Raw genomic sequence first — 24,307 nt, forward strand, 5'->3', positions numbered from 1 at the left:
CGCTGGTCTGCCGATCACCGCTGTGCTGAGGTGCGCGGATGCGATCAAGCGAGAACGCCATCGAGACCCGTGACCTGTTCGACCGCGAGATGAGGGAGCGGGCCCGCCCGGACGGGCCCGGCGTACGCGTCGAGCGAACCGGCCCCGTCGTACGCCAGGTGGGCGGCCCCGACGACTGGAACGGGGTGGTGTGGTCGGACCCGGGGCTGGACGCGGCAGGGGCGGACGCGGCGATCGCCGCCCAGATCGGGCACTGCACGGCGATCGGTCTGCCGGAGTTCGAGTGGAAGCTCTACGCGCACGACCGCCCCGCCGACCTGGGCGACCGGCTGCGGGCGGCCGGGTTCGTGCCGGAGCCGCCGGAGACCCTGCTGGTGGCGCCCGCCGCCCTGCTGGCCGGGCCGGTCGAGCTGCCCGAGGGGATCACCCTGCGGCCGGTGACCGACGCGGCGGGGGCGGAGCTGATGGCCAGGGCCCATGAGCGGGCGTTCGGGACCGACGGGACCCGCCTCCTCCACCAGGTGCTGCGGCGGCTCGATGAAGCCCCCGAGGACTTCGTGGCGGTGATGGCCGTGGACGCCGGCGGCGAGCCGGTGTGCTCCGGGCGGATGGAGCTGTACCCGGGCACGGGCTTCGCGGGGCTCTGGGGCGGCGGGACGGTGGCCGCGTGGCGCGGGAAGGGCATCTACCGGGCCTTGGTCGCCCACCGGGCGCGGATCGCCGCCGAGCGCGGCTACCGCCACCTCCAGGTCGACGCGACCGACATGTCCGCCCCGATCCTGGGCCGGCTCGGCTTCACGGAGCTGGGGACGACGACGCCGTATGTGTACCGACCGGTGCGGTAGGGGGTAGGGGGTGTCCGGCGGAGCGGGGGCGGTCATGACCCCGGTCATGACCGCCCCCGACGCGCCCTCTTGCCGCGCGCCAGCAGGACAGAACGCCTCGTAACGCCCATCGTGTTGCTCATGCGTGCCTACGAGATGACAAGTGAGAGAAATTGTTGGCACTGGGTGCCTTGTCAGGTGTCACAGAGTGCCATACGTTGAAGGTGTCCGGGCGGCCGGCGTGCTGGGATCTCACGTACGCCGGCTGTCCCCGCAACCACCGTGCTGCGCGCCCGGACGCCTGCGTCACAGGCACCCTTCTGCTCCACCCGAGCAAAGCCGAAGCTCCACCCGCCGAACCGACGGCAAACACCTCCACACCGCACCGCACCCCTGCCAGCAGGGCCCCTCAAGCGTTCCCTCGACGCCGCATCACCGGAGGCAACACCGTGAAGGAAATCCTGGACGCGATCCAATCGCAGGACAGCACGGCCGCGGACTTCGCGGCCCTGTCCCTCCCCGAGTCCTATCGCGCGATCACCGTGCACAAGGACGAGGCGGAGATGTTCGCGGGGCTCGAATCCCGTGACAAGGACCCCCGCAAGTCGCTCCACCTGGACGAGGTCCCGGTCCCCGAACTCGGCCCCGGCGAGGCCCTCGTCGCCGTGATGGCCAGCTCGGTGAACTACAACTCCGTCTGGACCTCGATCTTCGAACCGGTGTCGACGTTCAGCTTCCTGGAGCGGTACGGAAGGCTCAGCGAGCTCACCAAGCGCCACGACCTGCCGTACCACGTCATCGGCTCCGACCTGGCGGGCGTCGTCCTGCGCACCGGCCCCGGCGTGAACGCCTGGAACCCGGGTGACGAGGTCGTCGCGCACTGCCTCTCCGTGGAGCTGGAGTCCTCCGACGGCCACAACGACACGATGCTCGACCCCGAGCAGCGCATCTGGGGCTTCGAGACGAACTTCGGCGGCCTGGCGGAGATCGCGCTCGTCAAGTCCAACCAGCTGATGCCCAAGCCCCAGCACCTCAGCTGGGAGGAGGCCGCCTCTCCGGGCCTGGTCAACTCCACCGCGTACCGCCAGCTCGTCTCACGTAACGGCGCGGGCATGAAGCAGGGCGACAACGTGCTGATCTGGGGCGCCAGCGGCGGCCTCGGCTCCTACGCCACCCAGTTCGCGCTGGCAGGCGGCGCCAACCCGATCTGTGTGGTCTCCAGCCCCGAGAAGGCCGACATCTGCCGGTCGATGGGCGCCGAGGCGGTCATCGACCGCAACGCCGAGGGCTACAAGTTCTGGAAGGACGAGCGCACCCAGGACCCGAAGGAGTGGAAGCGCTTCGGCAAGCGCATCCGAGAGTTCACCGGCGGCGAGGACATCGACATCGTCTTCGAGCACCCCGGCCGCGAGACCTTCGGCGCCTCGGTCTACGTCACCCGCAAGGGCGGCACCATCACCACCTGCGCCTCCACCTCGGGCTACATGCACGAGTACGACAACCGCTACCTGTGGATGTCGCTCAAGCGGATCATCGGCTCCCACTTCGCCAACTACCGCGAGGCGTGGGAGGCCAACCGCCTCATCGCCAAGGGCAAGATCCACCCGACGCTCTCCAAGGTCTACTCCCTGGAGGACACCGGCCAGGCCGCCCACGACGTCCACCGCAACGCCCACCAGGGCAAGGTCGGCGTCCTGGCCCTGGCCCCCCGCGAGGGTCTGGGCGTGCGCGACCAGGAAATGCGCGAGCAGCACATCGACGCCATCAACCGCTTCCGCAACGTCTGAGGTTCTCCCATGACCGAACGTCAGAAGGACCGGCCCTGGCTCATGCGGACGTACGCCGGTCACTCGACCGCCGAGGCGTCCAACGAGCTGTACCGCCGCAACCTCGCCAAGGGCCAGACGGGTCTCTCGGTCGCCTTCGATCTGCCGACGCAGACCGGATACGACCCGGACCACATTCTCGCCCGCGGCGAGGTGGGCCGTGTCGGTGTGCCCGTCTCGCACCTCGGTGACATGCGTCGGCTGTTCCAGGACATCCCCCTGGAGCAGATGAACACCTCGATGACGATCAACGCGACCGCCATGTGGCTGCTGGCGCTCTACCAGGTGGTCGCGGAGGAGCAGGGGGCCGACCCCGACAAGCTCCAGGGGACCACGCAGAACGACATCGTGAAGGAGTACCTCTCGCGCGGGACGCACGTCTTCCCGCCGGTGCCCTCGCTGCGGCTGACCACGGACATGATCACGTACACGGTCAACCGCATCCCCAAGTGGAACCCGATCAACATCTGCAGCTACCACCTCCAGGAGGCGGGGGCCACCCCGGTCCAGGAGATCGCGTACGCCATGTCGACCGCCATCGCGGTGCTCGACGCGGTCCGCGACTCGGGGCAGGTGCCGCAGGAGAAGTTCGGTGACGTGGTCGCCCGGATCTCGTTCTTCGTGAACGCGGGCGTCCGCTTCATCGAGGAGATGTGCAAGATGCGCGCCTTCGGACGCATCTGGGACCGTGTCACCCGCGAGCGGTACGGCATCACCGACCCCAAGCAGCGCCGCTTCCGCTACGGCGTCCAGGTCAACTCCCTCGGCCTGACCGAGGCTCAGCCGGAGAACAACGTCCAGCGCATCGTCCTGGAGATGCTGGCCGTCACCCTCTCGAAGGACGCCCGCGCCCGTGCCGTACAGCTCCCGGCCTGGAACGAGGCGCTGGGGCTGCCCCGGCCCTGGGACCAGCAATGGTCGCTGCGGATCCAACAGGTACTGGCGCACGAGAGCGATCTGCTGGAGTACGAGGACATCTTCGCCGGTTCGCACGTCATCGAGGCCAAGGTGGAGTCCCTGGTCGAGGAGTCGCTCGCGGAGATCGACCGGATCCAGCGGATGGGCGGCGCGATGGCGGCCGTCGAGTCCGGCTACCTGAAGTCGGAGCTGGTCTCCTCGCACGCGGCGCGGCGGGCCCGGATCGAGGGCGGCGAGGAGAAGATCGTCGGCGTCAACATCTACGAGACGACCGAGCCCAACCCGCTCACCTCCGACCTCGACGGCGCGATCATGACCGTCGACCCCGAGAACGAGGCCCGGGTCGTGGCCGCCCTGCACGAGTGGCGGGACAACCGCGACGAGGCCCGGGCGACGGAGGCCCTGGCCGCGCTGAAGAAGGCCGCCGCGGGCACCGAGAACATGATGGAGGCCACCGTCGAGTGCGCCCGCGCGGGCGTCACCACCGGCGAGTGGTCCTGGGCGCTGCGGGACGTCTTCGGCGAGTTCCGCGCACCCACCGGGGTTTCCTCGGCCCCGGTGGCGGTCACCGCAGAGCCGGGCAGCACGCTCGCGCTGGTTCGCGAGAAGGTCACCCGTACCGCCGCCGACCTGGGCGTGGGGCGGCTGCGCCTGCTGGTCGGCAAGCCGGGCCTGGACGGGCACTCCAACGGCGCCGAGCAGATCGCCGTACGGGCCAGGGACGCCGGCTTCGAGGTGGTCTACCAGGGGATCCGGCTGACCCCTGAGCAGATCACCGACGCGGCGCTCGCCGAGGACGTGCACTGCGTGGGGCTCTCCATCCTGTCCGGCTCGCACGCGGAGCTGGTGCCCGACGTGCTGCACCGGCTGCGCGAGGCCGGGGCGCCCGACATTCCGGTGATCGCGGGCGGGATCATCCCGCCGGCGGACGCCGCGGCGCTCATCGAAGCCGGTGTGGCCGCCGTCTTCACCCCGAAGGACTTCGGCATCACGGAGATCATCGGCCGTATCGTCGACGAGATCCGGAAAGCGAACAAGCTCGACCCTCTGGAGGTCTCCGCATGACCACGCCCACCACCCCCGTGAACCGGCTGCGCCCCCGGCGTTCGTGTCTGGCCGTGCCGGGCTCCAACCCGCGCTTCCTGGAGAAGGCCCAGGGCCTCCCGGCGGACCAGGTCTTCCTGGACCTGGAGGACGCCTGCGCGCCGCTCGCCAAGGAGGGCGCCCGCCACACCATCGTGGACGCGCTGAACAACGGTGACTGGAGCGGCAAGACCCGGGTCGTGCGGGTCAACGACTGGACGACGCATTGGACGTACCGGGACGTCATCACGGTCGTCGAGGGCGCGGGCCCCAACCTCGACTGCATCATGCTGCCGAAGGTCCAGGACGCCCAGCAGGTCGTGGCGCTGGACCTGCTGCTGACCCAGATCGAGAAGACGATGGGCTTCGAGGTCGGGAAGATCGGCATCGAGGCACAGATCGAGAACGCCAAGGGCCTGGTGAACATCGACGACATCGCCGCCGCCTCGCCCCGCCTGGAGACGCTGATCTTCGGCCCGGCCGACTTCATGGCCTCGATCAACATGAAGACCCTGGTCGTCGGCCAGCAGCCGCCCGGCTACCCGGCGGACGCCTACCACTACATCCTGATGCGCATCCTGATGGCGGCCCGTACGCACGACCTCCAGGCGATCGACGGCCCGTTCCTCCAGATCCGCGACGTGGACGCCTACCGCGAGGTGGCCGGCCGCGCCGCGGCCCTGGGCTTCGACGGCAAGTGGGTGCTGCACCCCGGCCAGGTCGACGCGGCCAACGAGGTGTTCTCGCCCTCACAGGAGGACTACGACCACGCCGAGCTGATCCTCGACGCGTATGACTGGTGCACCTCCGAGGAGGGCGGCAAGAAGGGCTCGGCGATGCTCGGCGACGAGATGATCGACGAGGCCAGCCGCAAGATGGCCCTGGTCATCGCGGGCAAGGGCCGGGCCGCCGGAATGCAGCGCACCTCCAAGTTCGAAGCCCCGGAGGCCTGATCATGCAGTTCGGACGCACTTTTGAGGAGTTCGAGGTCGGTGCGGTCTACAAGCACTGGCCGGGGAAGACGGTCACCGAATACGACGACCACCTCTTCTGCCTGCTGACCATGAATCACCACCCGCTCCACATGGACAGCAACTACGCGGAGAAGACGACCGACTTCGGGAAGAACGTCGTCGTCGGCAACTACATCTACTCGCTGCTGCTCGGCATGTCGGTGCCGGACGTCTCCGGAAAGGCGATCGCCAACCTGGAGGTCGAATCGCTCAAGCACATCGCTCCGACCTTCCACGGTGACACGATCTACGGCGAGACGACCGTACTGGACAAGACCCCGTCGAAGTCCAAGAACGACCGCGGGATCGTGTACGTGGAGACCAAGGGCTACAAGCAGGACGGCACCGTGGTCTGCGTGTTCAGGCGCAAGGTGATGGTCCCCACCGAGACGTACATCAAGGAGCGCGGCGGAGAGCAGCCCGGCCGCCCGACGCCCGCCAAGTAACTGTGTGAAGCCTTAAGGCCATCCGCGTGAAGCCACAGGAGAAGCAGCCATGACGCGACTCGCCCAGACCGCCGGTCTGAACGACATCCAGCGGGAAATCCTCTCCACGGTCCGGGATTTCGTCGACAAGGAGATCATTCCGGTCGCGACCCAGCTGGAGCACCGCGACGAGTACCCCACGGAGATCGTGGAGGGGCTCAAGGAACTCGGCCTGTTCGGGCTGATGATCCCCGAGGAGTACGGGGGTCTGGGAGAGTCGCTGCTCACCTACGCGCTGTGCGTGGAGGAGATCGCCCGTGGCTGGATGAGCGTGTCCGGCATCATCAACACGCATTTCATCGTGGCCTACATGCTCAAGCAGCACGGCACCCAGGAGCAGAAGGACACCTTCCTGCCGCGCATGGCGCTCGGCGAGGTGCGGGGCGCGTTCTCGATGTCGGAGCCGGCGCTCGGCTCCGACGTCTCGGCGATCACGTCGAAGGGCGTCAGGGACGGCGAGGAGTACGTTCTCAACGGCCAGAAGATGTGGCTGACGAACGGCGGAACGTCGAATCTGGTGGCCGTTCTCTGCCGAAGTGACGAAGGCCACCCCGAGGGCACCGCGCCCCACAAGTCGATGACGACCTTCCTGATCGAGAAGGAGCCCGGCTTCGGAGAGGTCCGGCCCGGCCTGACCATTCCCGGGAAGATCGACAAGATGGGCTACAAGGGTGTCGACACGACCGAGCTCATCATGGACGACCTGCGCATTCCGGCCAATCGGGTCCTGGGGGGCACGACCGGCCGGGGGTTTTACCAAATGATGGACGGTGTCGAGGTCGGCCGGGTGAATGTCGCCGCGCGTGGTTGCGGCGTCGCTCAGCGTGCATTCGAGCTGGGCGTTTCGTACGCCCAGCAGCGCCACACCTTCGGCAAGCCGATCGCGCAGCACCAGGCGATCCAGTTCAAATTGGCTGAAATGGCCACCAAGGTCGAAGCCGCCCATGCGATGATGGTGAATGCGGCACGCAAAAAGGACTCCGGGGAGCGTAACGACCTGGAGGCAGGGATGGCGAAGTACCTCGCCTCCGAGTACTGCAAGGAAGTCGTCGAGGACGCCTTCCGTATCCACGGCGGTTACGGCTTCTCCAAGGAGTACGAGATCGAGCGCCTCTACCGCGAGGCCCCGATGCTGCTGATCGGTGAAGGTACCGCCGAGATCCAGAAAATGATCATTGGCCGGCGCCTCCTGGAGGAGTACCGATTCCAGGGCTGATTGTCCCTTTCGAGGTGATTTGGTGGCGAAGAACATCACACCTGGTCACCCTCGGCGGGTGCCATTCGGCAGTCCGACTCGGCTGCTGGCTTGCCCAGTTGCGCCCGGCAACCGATAGCATCGCCGGAAAGCCGCCGTCCCCCGTTGCCAGCGCGGCATCATCCGCTACGAAGGTCATCCATGCCCGACAGCCCTACCTCCGCACCCCGCGGCGGGGTCCGCATCGCCCGCGGAGCATCGCCGTGGCTCCTCCCGACCGTCGCCACCGCAGCCCTCAGCCTGGCCCGCGCCCGCAAGTCCGGGCGCTGGGCGGCAGTGGCCGTGCCCACCACCGCGCTCGCGGCGGGCATGCTGTGGTTCTTCCGTGACCCCGAGCGCGAGATCGCCGAGGGCCGGGTCATCTCCCCGGCCGACGGTGTGGTGCAGAGCATCATGCCGTGGAAGGACGGGCGCACCCGGGTCGCCATCTTCATGAGCCCGCTCAACGTCCACGTCAACCGCGCACCGCTGGCGGGCACCGTGACGTCGGTCGAGCACATCCCGGGCGGGTTCGTCCCGGCGTTCAACAAGGAGAGCGAGAACAACGAGCGCGTTGTCTGGCACTTCGACACCGAGCTCGGCGACATCGAGATGGTGCAGATCGCAGGAGCGGTCGCCCGTCGGATCGTGCCGTACCTCCCCCAGGGTACGAAGGTGGAGCAGGGCGAGCGCATCGGCCTGATCCGCTTCGGCTCGCGCGTCGACATCTACCTTCCGGAAGGTATCGATGTCGCGGTCGAGGTCGGCCAGGCCACCACCGCGGGGGTGACTCGAATTGACCGTAGTTGATCCGGACACCAAGGTCGGCTGGGTGCCCGAGGCCGACGAGGAGAGCGACGCCGACGGCGCGGAGGACATGCCGCTCTCGATGCGGCTGTCGATAGCGGACACGCTCACCCTCGGTAACGCCACGTGCGGATTCATGGCGGTGTACTTCACCACCACCGGGATCCTCATCCCGCACCTCACGGGCAGCGAGGAGACGGGGATGGCCCGCCACTCGGCGGCCACCGCGGTCATCCTCATGCTGATGGCGGCGATCTTCGACCTCTTCGACGGGCTCGTGGCACGCAAGCTGCGCTCCTCGCCGATGGGGGCCGAGCTGGACAACCTCTCCGACCTCATCAGCTTCGGGCTCGCCCCGGCCTACTTCGTGCTCGTGTACGGGATGGTCGCGGACGACGCCCACCAGCGGGTGTCGGCACTGGCGGCGATCGTCGTGCTGCTGGCGGTGGTGCTCAGGCTGGCCAGATTCTCCTGTGTGACCTTGAAGGACGGCATGTTCCAGGGCATGCCGAGCCCCTTCGGAGCGCTGACGGTCGTCTCGATCGTGCTCCTGGAGCTGCCCTTCGTCCCGACGCTGCTCGCGATCATCGGGGTGGCGTGGCTGATGGTGAGCCGGGTCGAGTACCCCAAGCCGCGGGGCATCCTCGCGGTGGCGATGCTCAGCTGGATCGTCGGAGCGATGGGGCTGCTCGCCGCGTGGGCGTTCGACGCGCCGGGCGGTCAGTTGCTGCTCCAGACCGGCTGTGCGCTCCAGGTCGTCCTCGGTGCGGTGATCCCGCTCTTCGCCACGGCGCGACGGGTCAACACCTTCCGTGACAACCGGCGCGAGGCGCGGGCGGCGCAGCTCCCGTAGCGGTACGGACACAGAACAGGGCGAAGGCCCGGATGCTCCCCGGCGTCCGGGCCTTCGTGCGTTCCCGGACGCTCAGCCGTTCGGCTCCAGGCTCCAGACCAGTTCGGCGCGCAGGGGGCCCGTACGGGCGAGGAAGGTGCCGTGGTCGGGGGCGAGGGCAGCGAGCTGGGAGGCGTGGCTGAGGACCGCCGCGCGTTTGACCGCCCACTGCTCGTCGGAGAGCACCACTGCGTGCTCGACGGAGACCCGGTGGCGGCGGGTGAGCTCCTGGTAGGCGGTCCCCCACTTCTGGCTGGCGGCCAGGGCCCCGGACGCCTCGGGGGCGCCCCACTCCGGCAGGTGCCCGGTGTAGGGCAGGTCGGCGTAGACCCGGGGGGCCGGGGCGCCGGCCGCGGCGAGGGCGTGCTCGGCGCGGAGCCGTACGGCCTCGTGGTCGGGCTGGTTGGTGCCGAGCGGGAGAAGGACCCGGGTGGTGGGGGCGAGGGTGCCCAGGAGGGCGTCGAGGGCGTCGGGACCATCGCCCTCGGTGACGTACGGGCCGTCCGGGTGGTCGATCAGGACCTGCTCGGCGCCCAGCAGCGCGCAGGCGCGGGCGTCCTCGGCGCTGCGGACCCGGTGGGCCTCGGCGGCGGTGGTGAAGCCGCAGACGCTGTCCCACCAGGAGACGGAGGCGCCGGGCGGCGGGGGCCCGCCGTGGACGGTGACGACGGCGAGGGGGCCGGGCAGGGCGGGCAGGAGCCCGCCGAGGGAGAGCGCGGCGTCGTCGAAGTGCGGGGAGACGACGAGGGTGCGCCAGGGGGGCGGTACGGGCACGGTTCCTCCGGAGGGATGGGGGGTGGGTCTCAGGGCGCGGAGGCCCGGGGGATGTCCAGGGGGGCGAGGGCGGCGTCCCAGGCCGCGTCGCTGCCCTCCCAGCGACCGGGCCGGGCCTCGACGGTGGACCAGGTGATCCCGGGCGGGAGGACGGCGGCCTCCGGGGGCGTACGGCGGAGCCAGAGCAGACCAAAGGCGTGGTCGGGGTAGCGGGAGCGCAGGAGCCCGTGCAGGGCCGCCAGGTCGCCGGGGCCGCTCTCGTCGAACGCGTCGTGGTGCACGTACAGGACGCGGGAGCGGGAGGCCGTCAGGGCCCGCCAGCGGTCGGCGAGGTACGCGAACTTCTCCCGGACGCCCGGATGCCGCTCCGCGATGAGGGCCGGGGTCAGCCGGGTGCCGTCCGGGGCGTGGAAGTCGTGGAAGAAGCGGATGTTCGAACCCCGGTCCCGTACGCACAGGCCGTTGCTGAAGGGTTCGCTCAGACCGGGGCGCAGCACGTTGGCGAAGTCGGCCGCGATGGTCTCCACCACGGCGTCGAGGTCGAGGTCGAGCCAGTCGAAGAAGTGGGCCCGGTCCCGGCCGGTGACGCGGCGGAGCTGGTAGGTGGACTCGCAGTGGTAGCCGAGCCCGACGCAGACGTCGTACATGGCGGACTCCGTCAGGCGCCGGTGCGCCGCAGCAGGACGCCGACGCTGCCGCGTTTGCTGAGGTAGGCGCGGCCGCCGCAGACCGTCTCCAGCGCGGGGGCGACCAGCGGGGTCTCGCCGGCCTTCTCCCAGTGCGGGGCGCTCTCCAGCCAGGGGGTAAGCCGGGTGGCGAGCGTCTCGGGTTCGAGGGCGACGAAGACCAGGCCGGCCGGGAGCCGGTCCAGCAGGGCGAGGTCCTGGCCGTAGTAGAGCATCTCGATCAGGAGGTAGGCCACTGCGGGCAGTTCGCGCCGGGCGGCCAACTCCTCCAGGGAGGCGGGGTGGACCCGGACGGTGTCGCCGACGGCCTCGGTCAGCCGTCGGCGGAAGGCGGGGTTGGGTTCGGTCGCGTGGACGGTGAAGCCCTTCTCCGCGAGCCGGGCGGTGAGCGCCCCTTCGCAGGCGCCGACCTCGACGAGGGGACCGCTGCCGGGCGGACAGTGCCCGGCGATCCACGCGACGGTCGAGTCCAGCCGTTCCGCCTCGTACGCGGAGGTGGCGAACTCCCACGGGTCGGGCACCGAGGCCGCGTCCTCGTCGAGGCTGGCCAGCAGCGCGAACAGCCGCTCGCGCTCCTCGGCCGTTCCTGCGGCGAAGAACCGCTCTGTGGCATGGACCCGGCCGGTCCGTACGACGTATTCGGCGGACTCGGTGCGCAGCAGGTGGCCGCAGTGCCGGTTGACGAAGGCGAGCTTGGCCTCGACCTCGGCGCGGTCCAGTGGCCGGTCGAGGTCGCTGATGAACTGGAGGTACGGGGAGTGGCCGACGGCGTGCAGTACGGGCGGCCCGCCCGGGGCGACGGCAGCGGCGGCGTCCCGGCCGAGGCGGCCCCTGCTGCGCCGGGTGTCGGCGGGCGAGTGGGTCCAGAGCCGGGCCTCGGCTCCCCGGGCCGCGGCCTCGATCAGTGTGGCCAACGCCTGGGGCCCCGGCGATAGGGCGCTCTCGTCGACGGGCCGGATGTGCCGGGCGACGGCGGCGAGGCGCTCGGCGAGCGGCAGGCCCGCCGGGAGCACCAGGTGCTCGGCCGTGTCGCCGAGCAGGACATGGACCTCATGGCCCTCGTCCTGCCGGTGGATGGACTCGGGGGCGGTGAGCACGGAGAGGAAGTCCAGTACGGCGTCCTCGGCCCGGAGCACGGCCACGATGTCGATCACGGGATGGATCCCCTCAGCAGGACGCGGGCGAGCAGCGGATACGCGGACCGGAACTCGGAACGGCCCGCAGCCCGGTGGCCCCGGGTCCGGAGTCGAGCTAACCACCGGCCCCTCATGTGGTCCAGACCAATTTTCCGCCGAACACGGAACCCGCACAGGGTGGTCACGCGGCGCCCGAGCGCCCGCTGCCGCCCGTGCCGTACAGGAGTTCCGTCCGCCCGCCGTGGCCTGATTTCAGCCACCGGGCATCACAGCCGGCGGCGGATACCACGGCCCGCTCCCCCGCACCAGAGGCGAACCCCTCCCGGTGGCTGAGAAGTTCCGGCAGGGACGTGAGTACCGGGGTTCCCGTCAACCCGGCGCGCCGGGCTTCTAGAATCGCCTCGCACCCGACGCCCCGACCACTCGGACGGGGGCGCGGAACGGGGGACGACGGGGGGTCCGACGATGAAGCACAGGCGCGACGGGGCACGTGTGGTGGCGGTCGCGGCGGCGGGGGTCCTTCTGGCGGGTTGCGGGAGCTCGGGGGCGGAGACCGGGGAGGACCCGGATCCGAAACCGTCGAGCTCCGTGCGGCAGGCCGGGGGGCCGTCCACGTCGCCGGACCCGGAGAAGCCGGAGGAGACCAAGGAGCCGGGCGCGCTGCCCAGCGCGTACGAGTTCACTCCGGACCCGGCCCGGGTGCCGAGGACGGCGGCGGATGCCCGCAGGCTGACGCGTGACGCCGCGCTCGGGGAGGCCGACTGGGCGGCGGGGATGGTGCGGGCAACACCGTACGAGAGCGGCGGTACGTGGCCGGTGCTGGCCGATTCCTGTGTCTGGAGCCGGACCGCGCTGCCCGCCGGGGTGCTGGACACCTTCACCCGGCGGCTGGACATCCCGGCCCAGGACGGCAAGGGGCGGATCCAGGGGGCGGTGACCGTGACGGTGCACAAGACCGTCGGGGGCGCGGACCGGGAGATCAAGGACACCGCCCAGGAGAGCTTCCGCTGCCCGGCGCAGGAGCTGGGCGGCGGGCAGCGGCTGAGCGGGCTGATGTCGTTGCAGTTCGACCAGAAGGACGTGCGCAACGCGGACGCCTCGCTGTTCGAGGCGGGCAGGTACACCGGTCCCGGTTCGGGCGGGACCCAGGACTACGTCTGGTCCAAGTCCCGGATCGGGCCGGTCACCACGGCCGTCTCGGTCAAGGGCGCCAAGGGCTACCAGAACGCGGACCTGCTGCGGATCGCCGCCGAGGGCGGCGCCAAGGTGCTCTACCGCGTGGAGCTGGAACTGAAGTGATCGCGGAAACGGTCCTGTCGGAGAAAGTGCCTGCGGGTGCGCGAGACGATTCAGGGATGTAGCCGCTCATGGAACCGCTCCGCTCCACCGACCCGGCGCGGATCGCCGGGTACCGCATCCTCGGCCGGCTCGGCGCCGGGGGCATGGGCGTGGTGCTGCTGGGCCGGTCGCCCGGCGGCGCGCTGGTGGCCATCAAGCTGATCCGGGCCGAGTACGCGGACGACACGGGGTTCCGCACCCGGTTCCGGCGTGAGGTGGCGATCGCCCGGCAGGTGCGCAACCGGTGGGCGGTGCCGGTCGTCGATGCCGACACCAAGGCGGCGGCGCCGTGGCTGGCCACCGGGTTCGTGCCGGGTCCCGCCCTGAGCGAGGCCGTGGGCGGCGGGGCGCCGCTGCCCGAGCGCAGCGTGCGGGCGCTCGGCTCGATGCTGGCGGAGGCGCTGGAGGCCGTCCACGGGGCGGGGCTCGTCCACCGGGACGTGAAGCCCGGGAACGTTCTGCTGGGTCTGGACGGTCCCCGGCTGATCGACTTCGGAATCGCGCGGGCCCTGGACGACACCGTCCTCACGGCGACGGACGCGATCGTCGGATCGCCGGGCTTCCTCTCCCCCGAGCAGGCGCAGGGGCGGCGGATCGGCCCGCCGAGCGACATCTTCTCGCTGGGCTGTGTCCTGGTGTACGCGGCGACCGGCGGGCGGCCGTTCGGCAGCGGCCCGGTCGAGGCGATGCTCTTCCGTACGGTGCACGACCCGGCGGATCTCGGCGCGCTGCCGCCGGGGCTGCGGCCGGTGGTGGAGGGGTGCCTGTCGAAGGAGCCGGAGGGGCGGCCGACGGCCGGGGACATCCGGCGGGCGTTCGCCGAGGACACCTCGGGCGGCAGCTGGCTGCCCGGCGCGGTGACCCACCTCATCGCCGAGCGCTCGGCGCGGATGCTCGCCCTGCCCGACATCGAGGCGACGAGCCTGGACGCCGGGTCCACGGTGGAGACGGGCGCGACCGGCGCCGGGAGCCGGGACACCACCGCCGTCCCCGCCTCCCCCGGGCGCCGGCGCTTCCTCGCGTACGTCACCGGGGGCGCGGTCCTCTCGGCGGCGGGCGGGACCACCGCCTGGCTGGCCACCGCGTTCGGGAACGAGAAGGACCCGGGCGGGAGCGGCAAGGGGGACGGCGACCGGACGGCGACCGGACGGCCGGAGCTGCACATCGGGCTGCAGGCCGACCTCAGCGGCCACTCGGCGGCGATCGGCAAGGGCCAGGAGCGGGCGGCGCTCCTGGCGGTCGAGGAGCACAACGCCCGCGAGGGCGCGCCGTTCACGCTGCGCCTGGTCGCGGCCGACGACGGCGGCGTGGAGGCGCGGGCGACGGCGGCGGTACGGCGGTTCGCCGAGGATCCGCTGCTGGTGGCGGCGATCGGGGCGACCGGCGCGGACGCGGCGCGCGAGGCGTTGGTCGCTTACGACGAGGCGGCGCTGCCGCTGCTCAGTGTGGTGGACGGGGACATCCGGAACCTGAACCGGATCTTCCTGTGTGCCCGGCCGCGCAACGACATGCAGATGCTGCCGGTGGCGCAGTTCCTGGGCGCGTACGAGATCGACGCCGTGGCTCTGGTCGGCGACGGGACCGAGTACGGCCGCCAGACCACGCGGTTCCTGGACGCGGGGCTGCGCGGCAACGGCCGGACGGTCCTCGCGGAGACGGTGCGGGAGGGCACCCGTGATCTGGACGCCGCGGCGGAGCGGATCGTCGCGAGGAAGCCGGGGGCGGTGGTGTACGGGGGCGGGTGGCGGGACGCGGGCCGGTTGGCGCGGGCGCTGACGAAGGCGGGGTTCCGGGGGCCGAAGATCGGCACCCAGGCCGTGCACGATCCCCGGTTCCTGGCGGAGGCGGGCGAGGACGCGGCGGGGTGGCTGGTCGTGTCGACGGCCGCCGACCCCGCCTCCGTACCCTCCGTGCACCCCTTCGCCGCCGCGTACCGCAAGCGCTTCGACGGTGCGCCGCCGCTGCTGGCCGCCGAGGCGTACGACGCGGTCGGGCTGATCGCGGCCTGTGCGGAGGGGCTGGGCCGGGAGAGCGTGACGCGGCAGGACATGCTGCCCGTGCTGCGGTCGACGCGGTACAAGGGCGTGTCCAAGAGCTACGCGTTCGAGCCCGCCAACGGGATGTACGCGGGCACCGGGGTCTTCATCTACCGCGTGGAGCGGGGGCGTTTCCGCTACATCGGGATGGACGGCCGCGAGGTCTGATCACGTCGGCAGCCCCCGGCGGCCGCCTGGGCCACACGCACCCGGACCCTGAGCGTGCCGGGGTCCACCGGCAACACCACGTACAACACCCTGAAGGGGGCCGGGTTACCTCCGTAACACCGGCCGGCCGGCCGCGCAGCTCTCCGAAGTGGAGGCGTACACCAGCCGGGCAGGGCGAGAGGGTGGGCCCGGCCGCTGTCCACGGCCGGGCAGTCCACTTGCTCAGAGCGTCACTTCATCGTGAAGGACTTCGCCGCATCGGAGACCGACGCCGGGCTGATGACCTTCAGTCCGCCGGGGACCGAGGCGTCCGGCTTCATGATGACGCTCTCCCGGGTGGACGGCGCCGCGGGGTCGGAGAAGTCGTGGGTGACCCCGAACTCGGTTCCGTACCCCTTGATCGTGAGCAGCGCCTTGTCGACGCCCTCGCGGGTGAGGTCCTTGTTGTCGCACGCCTTGTCCAGCGCCTCGCCGAAGATGGAGGCCGCCGTCCAGCCCGCGACGACGCCGTTGTCGAGGACGTCGTTCGGGTACTGCGACGCGTACTGCTTCGCCAGCAGCGACGGGCCGTCGCCGGGGTCGCCGATGGGCAGGGTGGAGGAGGCGATGTAGTAGTCCTTCAGCAGGGCCGGGCCCGCCTGGGTCTTCAACAGCTGTGGCGCGTAAGCCGAGTTGTTGCCGACGACGGGGACGTTGAAGCCGGTGGCCGCCGCGACGCCGACCAGCGAGGCCGCCTGGCGCGGGCCCGCGCTGACGACGACGGCCTTCACACCGGCCTGCTTGAGGGCGGCGACCTGGGCCGTCATGTCGTTGTCGGTCGGCTTGATCTTCTGCTCGACGACGGTGAGCCCGGCTTCCTTGGCCGCGTGCTTGGAGCCGGTGAGCGCGTTCTCGCCGTAGTCGCCCTCGAAGTACACGTGACCGATCTTGTCGCCCTCGGCGATCCGCTTCTCCTTGAGCAGGTGATCGATCAGGTTGATGGTCTCCACGTCGTACGTGGCGCCGACGACGCGGATGTACGGGGAGCCGAGCAGGTTCGCCGACCAGGCCTGCGGCAGGACGAGTCCCTTGTCCTTGCCGTCGATGCGCTGCTCGACGGCGGCGACGAACGGGGAGCCGATGAACTGGGTGAAGCCGAGCACCTTCGGTTCCAGCTCGGTGTAGCCGGCGATGGCCTTCTGCGGGTCGTAGCCGTGGTCCCGTACGGTCAGCTCGATCTTCCGGTCGCAGATGCCGCCCTTGGCGTTGATCTCCTTCACCCACAGCTGCTGGGCCTGGGTCACGCTCTTGCCGAGCGAGGCGTAGACACCGGTCATGTCGGTGAGGACGCCGAGCGAGATCGTCGAGGAGGTGACGCCGGGACCGGTCTTGATCCCGGCCTTGTCCTGCTGGTCACCCTTCCCTTCGGTCGCCTTGCCGCTGCACCCGACGAGGGTGACGGTGAGGGCCGCGACCACGGCCGTGAGCGCTCTGAGTTTCATTTCTTCTCCCCTGATTTCTTCGGGCGGGTGACGCGCGGGAGTGCGATGCCGAGGCGGGCGAGGCCGCCGGGCAGGAACAGGACCACCGCGACCACCGCGGCGCCGTACAGGTAGCGGGACGCCTCACCGGGTGCCAGACCGCCCGTACCGGGGGCGGAGACCAGCGGGAGGGAGTCGCTGTAGTGGTTGAGCACCTGCGGGAGCAGGGAGACGAAGAAGGCGCCGACGACGGCTCCCGCGACGCTGCCCAGCCCGCCGATGACGATCATGGCGAGGTATTCGAGGGACAGGATCATGCCGAAGTACTCGGGCACGGTCCGCTGGAAGACCAGCGCGAGCAGGACGCCCGCCAGGCCCGCGTACATGGAGGACAGGACGAAGACTCCGGCCCGGTAGCGCGCCACCGGTACGCCCATCACGCCCGCCGCGATCCGGTGGTCGCGGATGGCGTTCATCGCCCGGCCCGGCCTGCCCCGGAGCACTCCGCGGGCGAACAGGGCGCTCAGCAGCAGGGCGGCCAGGCCCACGTACCAGAGCTTCTCCGAGGAGCCGAACGGGACCGCCGCGACGACGACTTCGGTGTCGTCGAAGGTGAACCCGAAGAGGGAGAGCGGCGGTACGGCCCGCCCGTTGTAACCCCCGGTCAGGGAGCCCGCGTTGAACAGGACGTGCTGTCCGATGAAGATCAGCGCGAGGGTCGCGATACCGAGGTACGCGCCGCGCAGTCGGCCGGCGATCGGGCTGAACAGCCCGCCGGCGGCTCCTGCGAGCAGGACGGCGAGGATCGCGGCCAGCCAGGTGGGCAGCCCGAGGCCGGTCAGGGTGTGGCCGTTCTCGGTGCTGGACTCCCCCGCCAGGATGCAGTAGCCGTACGCGCCGACGGCGAGGAAGAACGCGTGGCCCATGGAGAGTTGGCCGGTGGCGCCGGTGAGCATGTTGAGCCCGATCGCACCGATCGCCGCCGCCATCGCGAACAGTCCGGCCTGGAGCCAGAAGCGGTCCAGGTAGAACGGGAGGGCGAGGAGCAGGACGGAGGCGATGAGGACGGCGTACGTACGGGGCCGGCGCAGCCGGTCGGTGAAGGTCTCCGCGCCACCGGCCTTGGGGGCGGAGGCGGTCGTCGCCTCGGGGGCCGCTTCGACGGTGGTGTCAGACACGGGCGAGCTCCTTCGTGCCGAAGAGTCCCGCGGGCCGGATCAGCAGGACCGCGACCATCACCAGGTAGGGCGCCAGATCGCCGATGCCCCGGCCGAGGAAGGAGAGGTCGCTCTGGTAGCCGGTGGCGAGCGACTCGGTGACACCGACGATGAGCCCGCCGACGAGCGCCCCGGTCGTGGAGTCGAGTCCGCCGAGGATCGCGGCGGGGAACGCCTTGAGCGCGGCGAGGGAGGTGGCGCGCTCCAGGCCGGGGGTCGGGAAGACGGTGAGGAAGAGGGCGGCGACGGCCGCGAGGGCACCGGCGACGGCCCAGGCCGCGAGCGAGACCCTGCCCAGCTTGATGCCCATGAGGGCGGCGGTCTGCGGGTTCTCGGCGGCGGCCCGCATCGAGACACCCCACGAGGTGTAGCGGAAGGCCAGCAGGAACACGGTGATGAGAAGCCCGGCGGCGAGGAACGCGGCGATCCTGGTCTGGGCAAGGGTGATCCCGCCGATGTTCACCACCTCGTCGCCCCACGGGTCGCCGAGGGCGAGGACGTCCGTGCCCATGCGGCGGGTGAGTTCGGTGATGAGGAGGATGTCGACGCCGATGGTGACGATGGCCAGGACACTGTGGTCGCTGCCCCGGTAGCGGCGCATCACGAAGAACTCGATGGCCGCCCCGACGGTCGCCGCCCCGGCGATCCCGACGAGCAGCGCGGGCCAGAACCCGATGTCGTCGTGGAGGACTGCGGTGACATAGCCGCCCGCCAGCAGCAGTGAGGCGTGGGCGAAGTTGACGACCTCGGTGGCCTTGAAGATGACGACGAAGCCGAGGGCGATCAGGGCGTAGACCGAACCGATCGACAGGCCGCCGAGGAGAAGTTCGATGAACGTGGTCATTCCGGTGCTCCCAAGTAGGCCTGGACGACGGCCGGGTCGTTCTGGACCTCGGCGGGGGTGCCGCCCGCGATCCTGCGTCCGAAGTCGAGTACGGTCACCGCGTCCGCCAGCCGCATCACCACCCCCATGTCGTGCTCGACCAGCACGATGGAGATGCCGAGGCTGTCGCGGACGTTGGCCACGACGGCCGCGGTACGGCGGCGTTCGTCAGCGGTCATGCCCGCGATCGGCTCGTCGAGAAGCAGCACCCGGGGCTCCATGCACAGCGCGCGGCCGAGCTCGACGAGCTTCTGCTGCCCGTACGGGAGCGAGCCCGCCGGGCGTTCCAACGCGGCCTCCAGGCCGATGAACCCGGCGATCTCGCGGACCCGGTCCAGATGGCGCCGCTCCTCGCGGGCGGCCGACGGCAGCCTGAGGCCGGTGGCGAGGAACCCGGAGCGGGTGAGCCGATGGCGGCCGAGCAGCAGGCTGTCGGCGACGGTCGCGTGCGGCGGGAGCGCGATGTTCTGGAAGGTGCGGGCGACGCCGAGGGCGGCGATGGTGTGCGGCGGGAGTCCGGTGAGCTCGGTGGTGCCGAGGTGGACGGTGCCGGCGGAGGCGCGGTAGACGCCGGAGAGGACGTTGAAGCAGGTGGACTTGCCGGCGCCGTTGGGGCCGATGACGGCGTGCACGCTGCCGGGTTCCACGGTGAAGGAGACGCTGTCGAGGGCGGTGAGCCCGGCGAACCGTACGGTCACGTCGGAGACGGTCAGGGCGGCCGGTTCGGTGGTGGCGGCGCCGGTGGCGGTGGTGGGCGCGGTCTTCACGCGGACCACCTGCTCAGCGTGCGCCGGCTGCGGGACTCCACGTCGCCGTCGGCGGCGGCCTCCTCGTCGACCACGCCGAGGTAGCGGCGGCGCACCTCGTCGGAGGCGGCCAGTTCGGCGGCCGGCCCGTGCAGGGCGACCTCGCCGACGTCCAGGACGTACGCCGTCGAGGCGAGGCGCAGCGCGATGGCCGCGTTCTGCTCGACGAGCATGACGGAGGTGCCGCTCGCGTTGATCTCCTGCACGGTCTCCGCGATCCGGGCCGCCATCAGCGGGGCGAGGCCGAGTGAGGGCTCGTCCAGCAGGAGCAGCCGGGGCCCCGCCATCAGGGCGCGGCCCATCGCCAGCATCTGCTGCTCACCGCCGGAGAGGAGCCCGGCCCGCTGGTGCGCGCGGTCGGAGAGGACCGGGAACAGTTCGTGGACGCGGGCCAGTGCGGCGCTCGTCTGCTTGCGCCCGCCGCGCGCCCCGAGAGCGCCCGCGCGCAGGTTGTCGGCCACCGTCATCCGGGCGAAGACCTGCCGGCCCTCCGGTACCTGGACCACTCCGGCTGCCACCACCTGGGCGGGCCGCAGCCCCTCCAGGGGACGGCCGTCGAACCGGATGGTGCCGGTGCCCGTACCGCGGTGGAAGCCGAGGGTCCGCGATACGGCCCGCAGCAGCGTGGTCTTGCCCGCGCCGTTGCCGCCGAGTACGGCGGTGATCGCGCCGTCCGGCACATCGACGGAGATGTCGCGCAGAGCGCGGACCGGGCCGTAGCCGACGGACAGTGCGCGGATCTCTAGCGTTGCCATGCGTCCTCCTCCTTCCGCCTTCTCGTGTCGTGCTGATGGGTGGTGCTCGTCTGTGGGGGTGTGGCTTGGTGTGGTGCCACAGACCAGCACCGGCCGGAGCGCGCGTCCACGGGGCGGGGCGGACTCGATGCGGGTGACCAGCGATCGAAGGGCCTCGTTGTGCACACGCACAGAGGAGGTGACGGGCGGGCTCCCGCCCGCGCGGCCGGTGGCATCCTCGTCGGTCACCGGGGAGACCGGTCCGACGGAGGGGGGCGGGGATGCGGCGGGACGCAGGCGCCGCGGCGCTGCTCGGCCCGCTGCTGGCCGGGGCCGCCCAGCCGCACCAGGTGCGGCGCGCGGCGCAGGGCCTCGGGCTGCCCGAGCGGGGGCGTTACGCGGTGGTGGTGCTGGACGCGCCCGCCGCCGTCCCGGATGCGGACGGGGTGCGGTGGTACTGGTGCGGGGAGGTGGGGGTCGTCCTGCTGGGCCCGGAAGGCCTCGCCGGACCGGTCGCACGGCTCGGGGAGGCCGGGGCGGGGCCCGGTGGCGTCAGTCCGGTGGTGGGCGGTCTGGCGGAGCTGGGGAGCGCCCGCCGGCTGGCGGGGGCGGCGCTGCTGACCTGCGGTCCGGGGGCGCGCGAGATCGTGGCGCTGGACGAGCGGTTGCCGACGGCCCTGGTGGCGAGCGTGCCGGAGCTGTCCGCCCGGCTGGTCGCGGAGGTGTTCGGCCCGCTGCTGGTGCTGGCTCCGGCGGAACGGGAGCTGCTGGTGGGGACGTTGGAGGCGTGGCTGGAGTGCGGGGGGTCGGTGGGGCGGGCCGCGGTGCGGCTGCGGTGCCACCGGAACACGGTGTTCAACCGGCTGCGGCGACTGGAACGGCTGACCTCACGATCACTGTCGCACCCGCGCGAGCTGGTCGAGACGGTGCTGGCGCTGGACGCGCTGCGGCTGCCGGCGGCGCGGGCGTGAGCGACGGCCGGGAGGCCCACAACGCAGGAGGAGGCGGCCGGGAAGCCCGCAACGCGTGAGAATTCGGGGCCGGTCATACGTTCGTTCCGTACGACCGGCCCCGATCCGGCGGTCAGCTCAGGAAGTTGGTCAGCTCAGGAAGTCCCGCGCGATCGACTCGGCCGCCCGCTCCAGCAGCGGTCCGGCCTGGGCCATCGAGACGGCCGGGTCCGGTTCCAGCTCGGCCAGGGCGTAGGCGCGCGCGATGCCCGCCCCGCTCAGGGCCTCCTGCGACAGCGCGAGGCGGCCGCAGACCGCGACGACCTCGATCCCGGCCTGCCGGGCCGCCGCGGCGACCCCCGCCGGGGCCTTGCCGTGCAGGGTCTGCTCGTCCAGCGAGCCCTCACCGGTGATGACCAGCGTGGCGCGGGCGAGAGCCGGGGCGAAGCCCAGGACGTCGAGCATGACCTCGATGCCGGGCCTGAAGCGGGCACCGAGGGCGACGAGCGCCCCGTAGCCGATGCCTCCGGCCGCTCCGGCGCCGGGCAGGGCCGCCGTCTCCGGTCCCAGGATCGAGGCGTAGTGCGCCAGGGCCGCGTCGAGGACCGCGATGTCCTCCTCGCTCGCGCCCTTCTGTCGCCCGTACACCTCGGGGGCGCCCTTGGGCCCGGTCAGCGGGTTGTCCACGTCGCTGGCCAGGATCAGGTCGACGTCCGCGAGGCGCGGGTCGAGCCCGGAGAGGTCGGCCTCGGCGAGCTCGGCGAGCCCTCCGCCACCGGGGCCGACGGGCTTGCCGTCCGCGTCCAGGAAGCGGGCCCCGAGCGCGGCGAGCATGCCCGCGCCGCCGTCCGTGGTGGCGCTGCCGCCGACCCCGAACACGATGGTCGTCGCCCCCGCGTCGAGGGCGGCCCTCAGCAGCTCGCCCGAGCCGTACGTGGTGGCCGTGAGCGGGGCGAACACCCCGTCGGGCAGGTGCTGGAGACCCGAGGCCTCGGCCATCTCCACCACGGCGGTGCCTTCGCGGAGCGCGTACGCCGCCGTCACCGGGTCCCCGAGGGGTCCGGTCACCCGCGCCTCGCGGCGCTCGAACCCGGCGGCCACCGCCGCCGCGACCGTGCCGTCGCCGCCGTCCGCGACGGGCAGGTTCTCCACCCGTACGCCGGGGACGACGCGCCGCAGCCCGGCCGTCACCCGCTCCGCGACCTCTACGGCCGTGAGCGAGCCCTTGAACTTGTCCGCCGCGACGAGCACGCGGGCGGTCTCCACATCTGCTCCGTCCGTCACCTTGCATCCCTTGCTTTCGAACAGGCAGTCGCGCCGCCCCGACCCTATCCGCACGACCCCTGATCTGCCCATGGCCGTTCGGAACCGCCCGTCCCCGCCCCTCCCCCCGCTCCCCCACTACGCTGTCCGCCGTGACGACTACCGATGCCGACTACGCCACGTACATCGCCGGGCTCCCCAAGGTCCTGGCCGGAGCCGCGTGCCTCTTCCGCGACGCCGAGGGACGGGTCCTGCTCGTCGAGCCGAACTACCGCAAGGGCTGGGCGCTGCCCGGCGGGACCGTCGAGTCGGAGACGGGCGAAGGCCCCCGGCAGGGCGCCCGGCGCGAGACGGTGGAGGAGATCGGGCTCGACGTGGCACCGGGGCGGCTGCTCGCCATCGACTGGACGCGGGGACCTGGCCGGCCGCCGATCGTGGCGTACCTGTACGACGGCGGGGTGCTCACCCCGGAGCAGTTCGCAGCGATCCGGCTCCAGGAGGAGGAGCTGCTCTCCTGGAAGCTGGTCGCCCGGGACGAGCTGCCCGTCCACCTGCTCGGGCAGCTGGAGGGGCGGGTGCGGGCGGCCCTGGACGTGCTGGATTCCGGTGCCGGCACGGTGGAGCTGGAGGACGGGAAGCCGGTCGTGGAGGGGATGTAGAAGGCGTGGAGGCCGCAGCCCCACCGGGGCCCGAGGCTCGGGCAGGAGGCGTCAGCCCTGCTGGGCCTCGGGCTTGATCTCCACGTCCCGCGCCGACTCCTCGCGTTCGGCCACCAGCGCCTCGGTGCGGTGGCCGCGGGCGATGAAGTCGCGCACCACGAGTTCCACCGCGTCCTGCGGGCTGCCCACACCCGCGAGGACCATGACTTCGACGACGAGTTCGGCGTCCAGACTGACGCTCACCTTGGCCATGACCGGACTGTACCCCGGCGAAACGCGTTCGCGGGGGGCGTTTTGGCATCCGTAGGCTCGGCGCATGACCCGCGAACGGCTGGACCCGCGGGTGCTGGCCGACGCGATGGCGGTCACCAGGGCGTGCGAGGTCTTCGTGGCGGTGGGCTCGACGCTCCAGGTGCAGCCCGCCGCCTCGCTCGCCGGGATCGCGGCCGAGCACGGGGCGCGGCTGATCGTGGTGAACGCGGAGCCGACCCCGTACGACGCACTCGCGGACGAGGTCGTCCGGGAACCGATCGGTACGGCACTGCCGAAGCCGCTGGCGGATCTGGCCGCGGGCTGAGCCGGCCCACCTGAGTCCTCAGCCGTCCAGCCCCGCCCGGACCCGGCGCGAGGGCTGGAACACGTAAAGGTCGAGGATGTCGGGGGCGTCCGCGAGTCCCGGGCCGCCGGCCGTCGCCCAGGTGATGACGTCCTGCTCCGCGTGCTCGTCGTTGACCAGGCCCAGCCAGACCGGACGGCCCCCGGCGCGGCGGCCGTCCGCGGAGGGCTGGACGACGATCACGTTGCCCTGCTCGCAGGCGTCCAGGCACTCCACGGCCCGCACGGTGGCGGCGCCCTCCAGGCCGGCGCGGAGCCGGGCCAGCTGGGCGGCGTGGTCGACGCCCGGGATCTTCTGGGTGCCGCAGCAGCAGCCCCGGCAGACGCTCACGGTGGGCCGGGGGACGTTCCGGGCGGGCACGTCCTTGCGGGGGCGGCGGCTCATGCGGGCACTTCCGGTCGGCGGGAGGGGGAAGAGGGAAGACGAGCGTGGCGACCACCGCTTGGCAGCGGAGGCCACGCGTGATCACCGCGACTCTACCGAGGCTCCCCCGCTTCGA

At 71.6% G+C, this 24,307-nt stretch carries 23 protein-coding genes and 1 pseudogene; 13 read left to right on the forward strand and 11 right to left on the reverse strand.

Annotated features, from left to right (window positions below; translation table 11 throughout):
* Positions 1–38 precede the first annotated feature (38 nt).
* From AMK21_RS32680 to pssA, 8 genes are all read left to right on the forward strand, one after another.
* A complete protein-coding gene (locus tag AMK21_RS32680) occupies positions 39–845 on the forward strand; it encodes a GNAT family N-acetyltransferase (protein ID WP_073882776.1) in 807 nt (268 codons plus the stop codon).
* 428 nt (positions 846–1,273) lie between these two features.
* Positions 1,274–2,611 carry a crotonyl-CoA carboxylase/reductase gene (gene ccrA, locus AMK21_RS32685; RefSeq protein WP_073882777.1) on the forward strand — a complete coding sequence of 446 codons (1,338 nt, stop codon included), beginning with the start codon at positions 1,274–1,276 and terminating at the stop codon, positions 2,609–2,611.
* Positions 2,612–2,620: 9 nt separating this feature from the next.
* Positions 2,621–4,633 carry a protein meaA gene (locus tag AMK21_RS32690; RefSeq protein ID WP_073882778.1) on the forward strand — a complete coding sequence of 671 codons (2,013 nt, stop codon included), beginning with the start codon at positions 2,621–2,623 and terminating at the stop codon, positions 4,631–4,633.
* Complete coding sequence (locus AMK21_RS32695; protein WP_018513489.1) at positions 4,630–5,604, forward strand: HpcH/HpaI aldolase/citrate lyase family protein; 975 nt, start codon at positions 4,630–4,632, stop codon at positions 5,602–5,604. The genes AMK21_RS32690 and AMK21_RS32695 overlap by 4 nt, the downstream gene beginning before the upstream one ends.
* Positions 5,605–5,606: 2 nt before the next feature.
* Entirely contained in the window at positions 5,607–6,110 is a 504-nt protein-coding gene (locus tag AMK21_RS32700; protein WP_010058362.1) for a MaoC family dehydratase, read from the forward strand.
* Between the two features lie 49 nt (positions 6,111–6,159).
* Complete coding sequence (locus AMK21_RS32705) at positions 6,160–7,365, forward strand: acyl-CoA dehydrogenase family protein (protein WP_073882779.1); 1,206 nt, start codon at positions 6,160–6,162, stop codon at positions 7,363–7,365.
* A 180-nt stretch (positions 7,366–7,545) separates the two neighbouring features.
* Positions 7,546–8,193 (forward strand): phosphatidylserine decarboxylase, encoded by a 648-nt coding sequence (locus AMK21_RS32710; RefSeq protein WP_015612499.1) that lies wholly within the window; start codon positions 7,546–7,548, stop codon positions 8,191–8,193.
* Positions 8,194–8,215: 22 nt separating this feature from the next.
* Positions 8,216–9,043, forward strand: coding sequence for a CDP-diacylglycerol--serine O-phosphatidyltransferase (pssA, locus tag AMK21_RS32715; RefSeq protein WP_032757026.1), 828 nt, complete (start codon positions 8,216–8,218; stop codon positions 9,041–9,043).
* A 72-nt stretch (positions 9,044–9,115) separates the two neighbouring features.
* Here pssA and AMK21_RS32720 read toward each other — a convergent pair whose 3' ends face one another.
* The 3 genes from AMK21_RS32720 to AMK21_RS32730 are packed head-to-tail and all read right to left on the reverse strand — an operon-like array spanning position 9,116 to position 11,696.
* Positions 9,116–9,856, reverse strand: coding sequence for a PIG-L deacetylase family protein (locus AMK21_RS32720; RefSeq protein ID WP_073882780.1), 741 nt, complete (start codon positions 9,854–9,856; stop codon positions 9,116–9,118).
* Between the two features lie 29 nt (positions 9,857–9,885).
* A complete protein-coding gene (locus AMK21_RS32725; protein WP_073882781.1) occupies positions 9,886–10,503 on the reverse strand; it encodes a DUF1796 family putative cysteine peptidase in 618 nt (205 codons plus the stop codon).
* An 11-nt stretch (positions 10,504–10,514) separates the two neighbouring features.
* Complete coding sequence (locus AMK21_RS32730) at positions 10,515–11,696, reverse strand: hypothetical protein (RefSeq protein ID WP_073882782.1); 1,182 nt, start codon at positions 11,694–11,696, stop codon at positions 10,515–10,517.
* 447 nt (positions 11,697–12,143) lie between these two features.
* On the opposite strand from AMK21_RS32730, the gene AMK21_RS32735 reads away from it, so the two are divergent.
* Complete coding sequence (locus AMK21_RS32735; protein ID WP_073882783.1) at positions 12,144–12,977, forward strand: hypothetical protein; 834 nt, start codon at positions 12,144–12,146, stop codon at positions 12,975–12,977.
* A 68-nt stretch (positions 12,978–13,045) separates the two neighbouring features.
* Positions 13,046–15,220: a bifunctional serine/threonine-protein kinase/ABC transporter substrate-binding protein gene (locus AMK21_RS32740; RefSeq protein ID WP_073882784.1), complete on the forward strand. Its 2,175-nt coding sequence runs from the start codon at positions 13,046–13,048 to the stop codon at positions 15,218–15,220.
* 230 nt (positions 15,221–15,450) lie between these two features.
* Here the strand turns inward: AMK21_RS32740 and AMK21_RS32745 are convergent, their stop codons facing one another.
* Genes AMK21_RS32745 through AMK21_RS32765 form a run of 5 tightly spaced genes read right to left on the reverse strand, consistent with a single transcriptional unit; the run spans position 15,451 to position 20,341 of the window.
* Positions 15,451–16,701, reverse strand: a complete 1,251-nt coding sequence (locus AMK21_RS32745) for an ABC transporter substrate-binding protein (protein WP_073882785.1) — start codon at positions 16,699–16,701, stop codon at positions 15,451–15,453.
* A complete protein-coding gene (locus AMK21_RS32750; protein WP_073882786.1) occupies positions 16,698–17,858 on the reverse strand; it encodes a branched-chain amino acid ABC transporter permease in 1,161 nt (386 codons plus the stop codon). The genes AMK21_RS32745 and AMK21_RS32750 overlap by 4 nt, the downstream gene beginning before the upstream one ends.
* Complete coding sequence (locus tag AMK21_RS32755; protein WP_073882787.1) at positions 17,851–18,741, reverse strand: branched-chain amino acid ABC transporter permease; 891 nt, start codon at positions 18,739–18,741, stop codon at positions 17,851–17,853. The genes AMK21_RS32750 and AMK21_RS32755 overlap by 8 nt, the downstream gene beginning before the upstream one ends.
* Positions 18,738–19,556, reverse strand: a complete 819-nt coding sequence (locus tag AMK21_RS32760) for an ABC transporter ATP-binding protein (protein WP_073882788.1) — start codon at positions 19,554–19,556, stop codon at positions 18,738–18,740. The genes AMK21_RS32755 and AMK21_RS32760 overlap by 4 nt, the downstream gene beginning before the upstream one ends.
* On the reverse strand, positions 19,544–20,341 hold the full coding sequence (locus AMK21_RS32765) for an ABC transporter ATP-binding protein (RefSeq protein WP_073882789.1): 798 nt from the start codon (positions 20,339–20,341) through the stop codon (positions 19,544–19,546). Before AMK21_RS32765 ends, AMK21_RS32760 begins: the two co-directional genes overlap by 13 nt.
* Positions 20,342–20,601: 260 nt before the next feature.
* Here AMK21_RS32765 and AMK21_RS36765 point away from each other — a divergent pair, with 260 nt between their 5' ends.
* Positions 20,602–21,291, forward strand: coding sequence for a PucR family transcriptional regulator (locus tag AMK21_RS36765; protein WP_073882790.1), 690 nt, complete (start codon positions 20,602–20,604; stop codon positions 21,289–21,291).
* A 129-nt stretch (positions 21,292–21,420) separates the two neighbouring features.
* Here the strand turns inward: AMK21_RS36765 and AMK21_RS32775 are convergent, their stop codons facing one another.
* Positions 21,421–22,536, reverse strand: a complete 1,116-nt coding sequence (locus tag AMK21_RS32775) for a glycerate kinase (RefSeq protein ID WP_073882791.1) — start codon at positions 22,534–22,536, stop codon at positions 21,421–21,423.
* Between the two features lie 149 nt (positions 22,537–22,685).
* Here AMK21_RS32775 and AMK21_RS32780 point away from each other — a divergent pair, with 149 nt between their 5' ends.
* Positions 22,686–23,192 carry an NUDIX domain-containing protein gene (locus AMK21_RS32780; RefSeq protein ID WP_073882792.1) on the forward strand — a complete coding sequence of 169 codons (507 nt, stop codon included), beginning with the start codon at positions 22,686–22,688 and terminating at the stop codon, positions 23,190–23,192.
* 51 nt (positions 23,193–23,243) lie between these two features.
* Here AMK21_RS32780 and AMK21_RS32785 read toward each other — a convergent pair whose 3' ends face one another.
* Positions 23,244–23,444, reverse strand: coding sequence for a DUF2191 domain-containing protein (locus tag AMK21_RS32785; protein WP_073882793.1), 201 nt, complete (start codon positions 23,442–23,444; stop codon positions 23,244–23,246).
* Positions 23,445–23,508: 64 nt separating this feature from the next.
* Here AMK21_RS32785 and AMK21_RS32790 point away from each other — a divergent pair.
* Positions 23,509–23,769 (forward strand): annotated as a pseudogene (locus tag AMK21_RS32790) (NAD-dependent deacetylase); the annotation flags it as partial.
* A gap of 18 nt (positions 23,770–23,787) precedes the next feature.
* Here AMK21_RS32790 and AMK21_RS32795 read toward each other — a convergent pair.
* Complete coding sequence (locus AMK21_RS32795) at positions 23,788–24,192, reverse strand: (2Fe-2S) ferredoxin domain-containing protein (protein ID WP_073882795.1); 405 nt, start codon at positions 24,190–24,192, stop codon at positions 23,788–23,790.
* Between the last annotated feature and the right edge of the window lie 115 nt (positions 24,193–24,307).

The organism is Streptomyces sp. CB00316 (assembly GCF_001905595.1).
GTDB lineage: Bacteria > Actinomycetota > Actinomycetes > Streptomycetales > Streptomycetaceae > Streptomyces.

Bases quoted from the DNA above. Each gene is read 5' to 3' on its own strand.
- AMK21_RS32680 (WP_073882776.1), top strand. From the start codon at position 39: ATGCGATCAAGCGAGAACGCCATCGAGACCCGTGACCTGTTCGACCGC.
- AMK21_RS32690 (WP_073882778.1), top strand. From the start codon at position 2,621: ATGACCGAACGTCAGAAGGACCGGCCCTGGCTCATGCGGACGTACGCC.
- AMK21_RS32695 (WP_018513489.1), top strand. From the start codon at position 4,630: ATGACCACGCCCACCACCCCCGTGAACCGGCTGCGCCCCCGGCGTTCG.
- AMK21_RS32700 (WP_010058362.1), top strand. From the start codon at position 5,607: ATGCAGTTCGGACGCACTTTTGAGGAGTTCGAGGTCGGTGCGGTCTAC.
- AMK21_RS32705 (WP_073882779.1), top strand. From the start codon at position 6,160: ATGACGCGACTCGCCCAGACCGCCGGTCTGAACGACATCCAGCGGGAA.
- AMK21_RS32710 (WP_015612499.1), top strand. From the start codon at position 7,546: ATGCCCGACAGCCCTACCTCCGCACCCCGCGGCGGGGTCCGCATCGCC.
- AMK21_RS32725 (WP_073882781.1), bottom strand. From the start codon at position 10,503: ATGTACGACGTCTGCGTCGGGCTCGGCTACCACTGCGAGTCCACCTAC.
- AMK21_RS32735 (WP_073882783.1), top strand. From the start codon at position 12,144: ATGAAGCACAGGCGCGACGGGGCACGTGTGGTGGCGGTCGCGGCGGCG.
- AMK21_RS32740 (WP_073882784.1), top strand. From the start codon at position 13,046: ATGGAACCGCTCCGCTCCACCGACCCGGCGCGGATCGCCGGGTACCGC.
- AMK21_RS32745 (WP_073882785.1), bottom strand. From the start codon at position 16,701: ATGAAACTCAGAGCGCTCACGGCCGTGGTCGCGGCCCTCACCGTCACC.
- AMK21_RS32755 (WP_073882787.1), bottom strand. From the start codon at position 18,741: ATGACCACGTTCATCGAACTTCTCCTCGGCGGCCTGTCGATCGGTTCG.
- AMK21_RS32765 (WP_073882789.1), bottom strand. From the start codon at position 20,341: ATGGCAACGCTAGAGATCCGCGCACTGTCCGTCGGCTACGGCCCGGTC.
- AMK21_RS36765 (WP_073882790.1), top strand. From the start codon at position 20,602: ATGCGGCGGGACGCAGGCGCCGCGGCGCTGCTCGGCCCGCTGCTGGCC.
- AMK21_RS32785 (WP_073882793.1), bottom strand. From the start codon at position 23,444: ATGGCCAAGGTGAGCGTCAGTCTGGACGCCGAACTCGTCGTCGAAGTC.
- AMK21_RS32795 (WP_073882795.1), bottom strand. From the start codon at position 24,192: ATGAGCCGCCGCCCCCGCAAGGACGTGCCCGCCCGGAACGTCCCCCGG.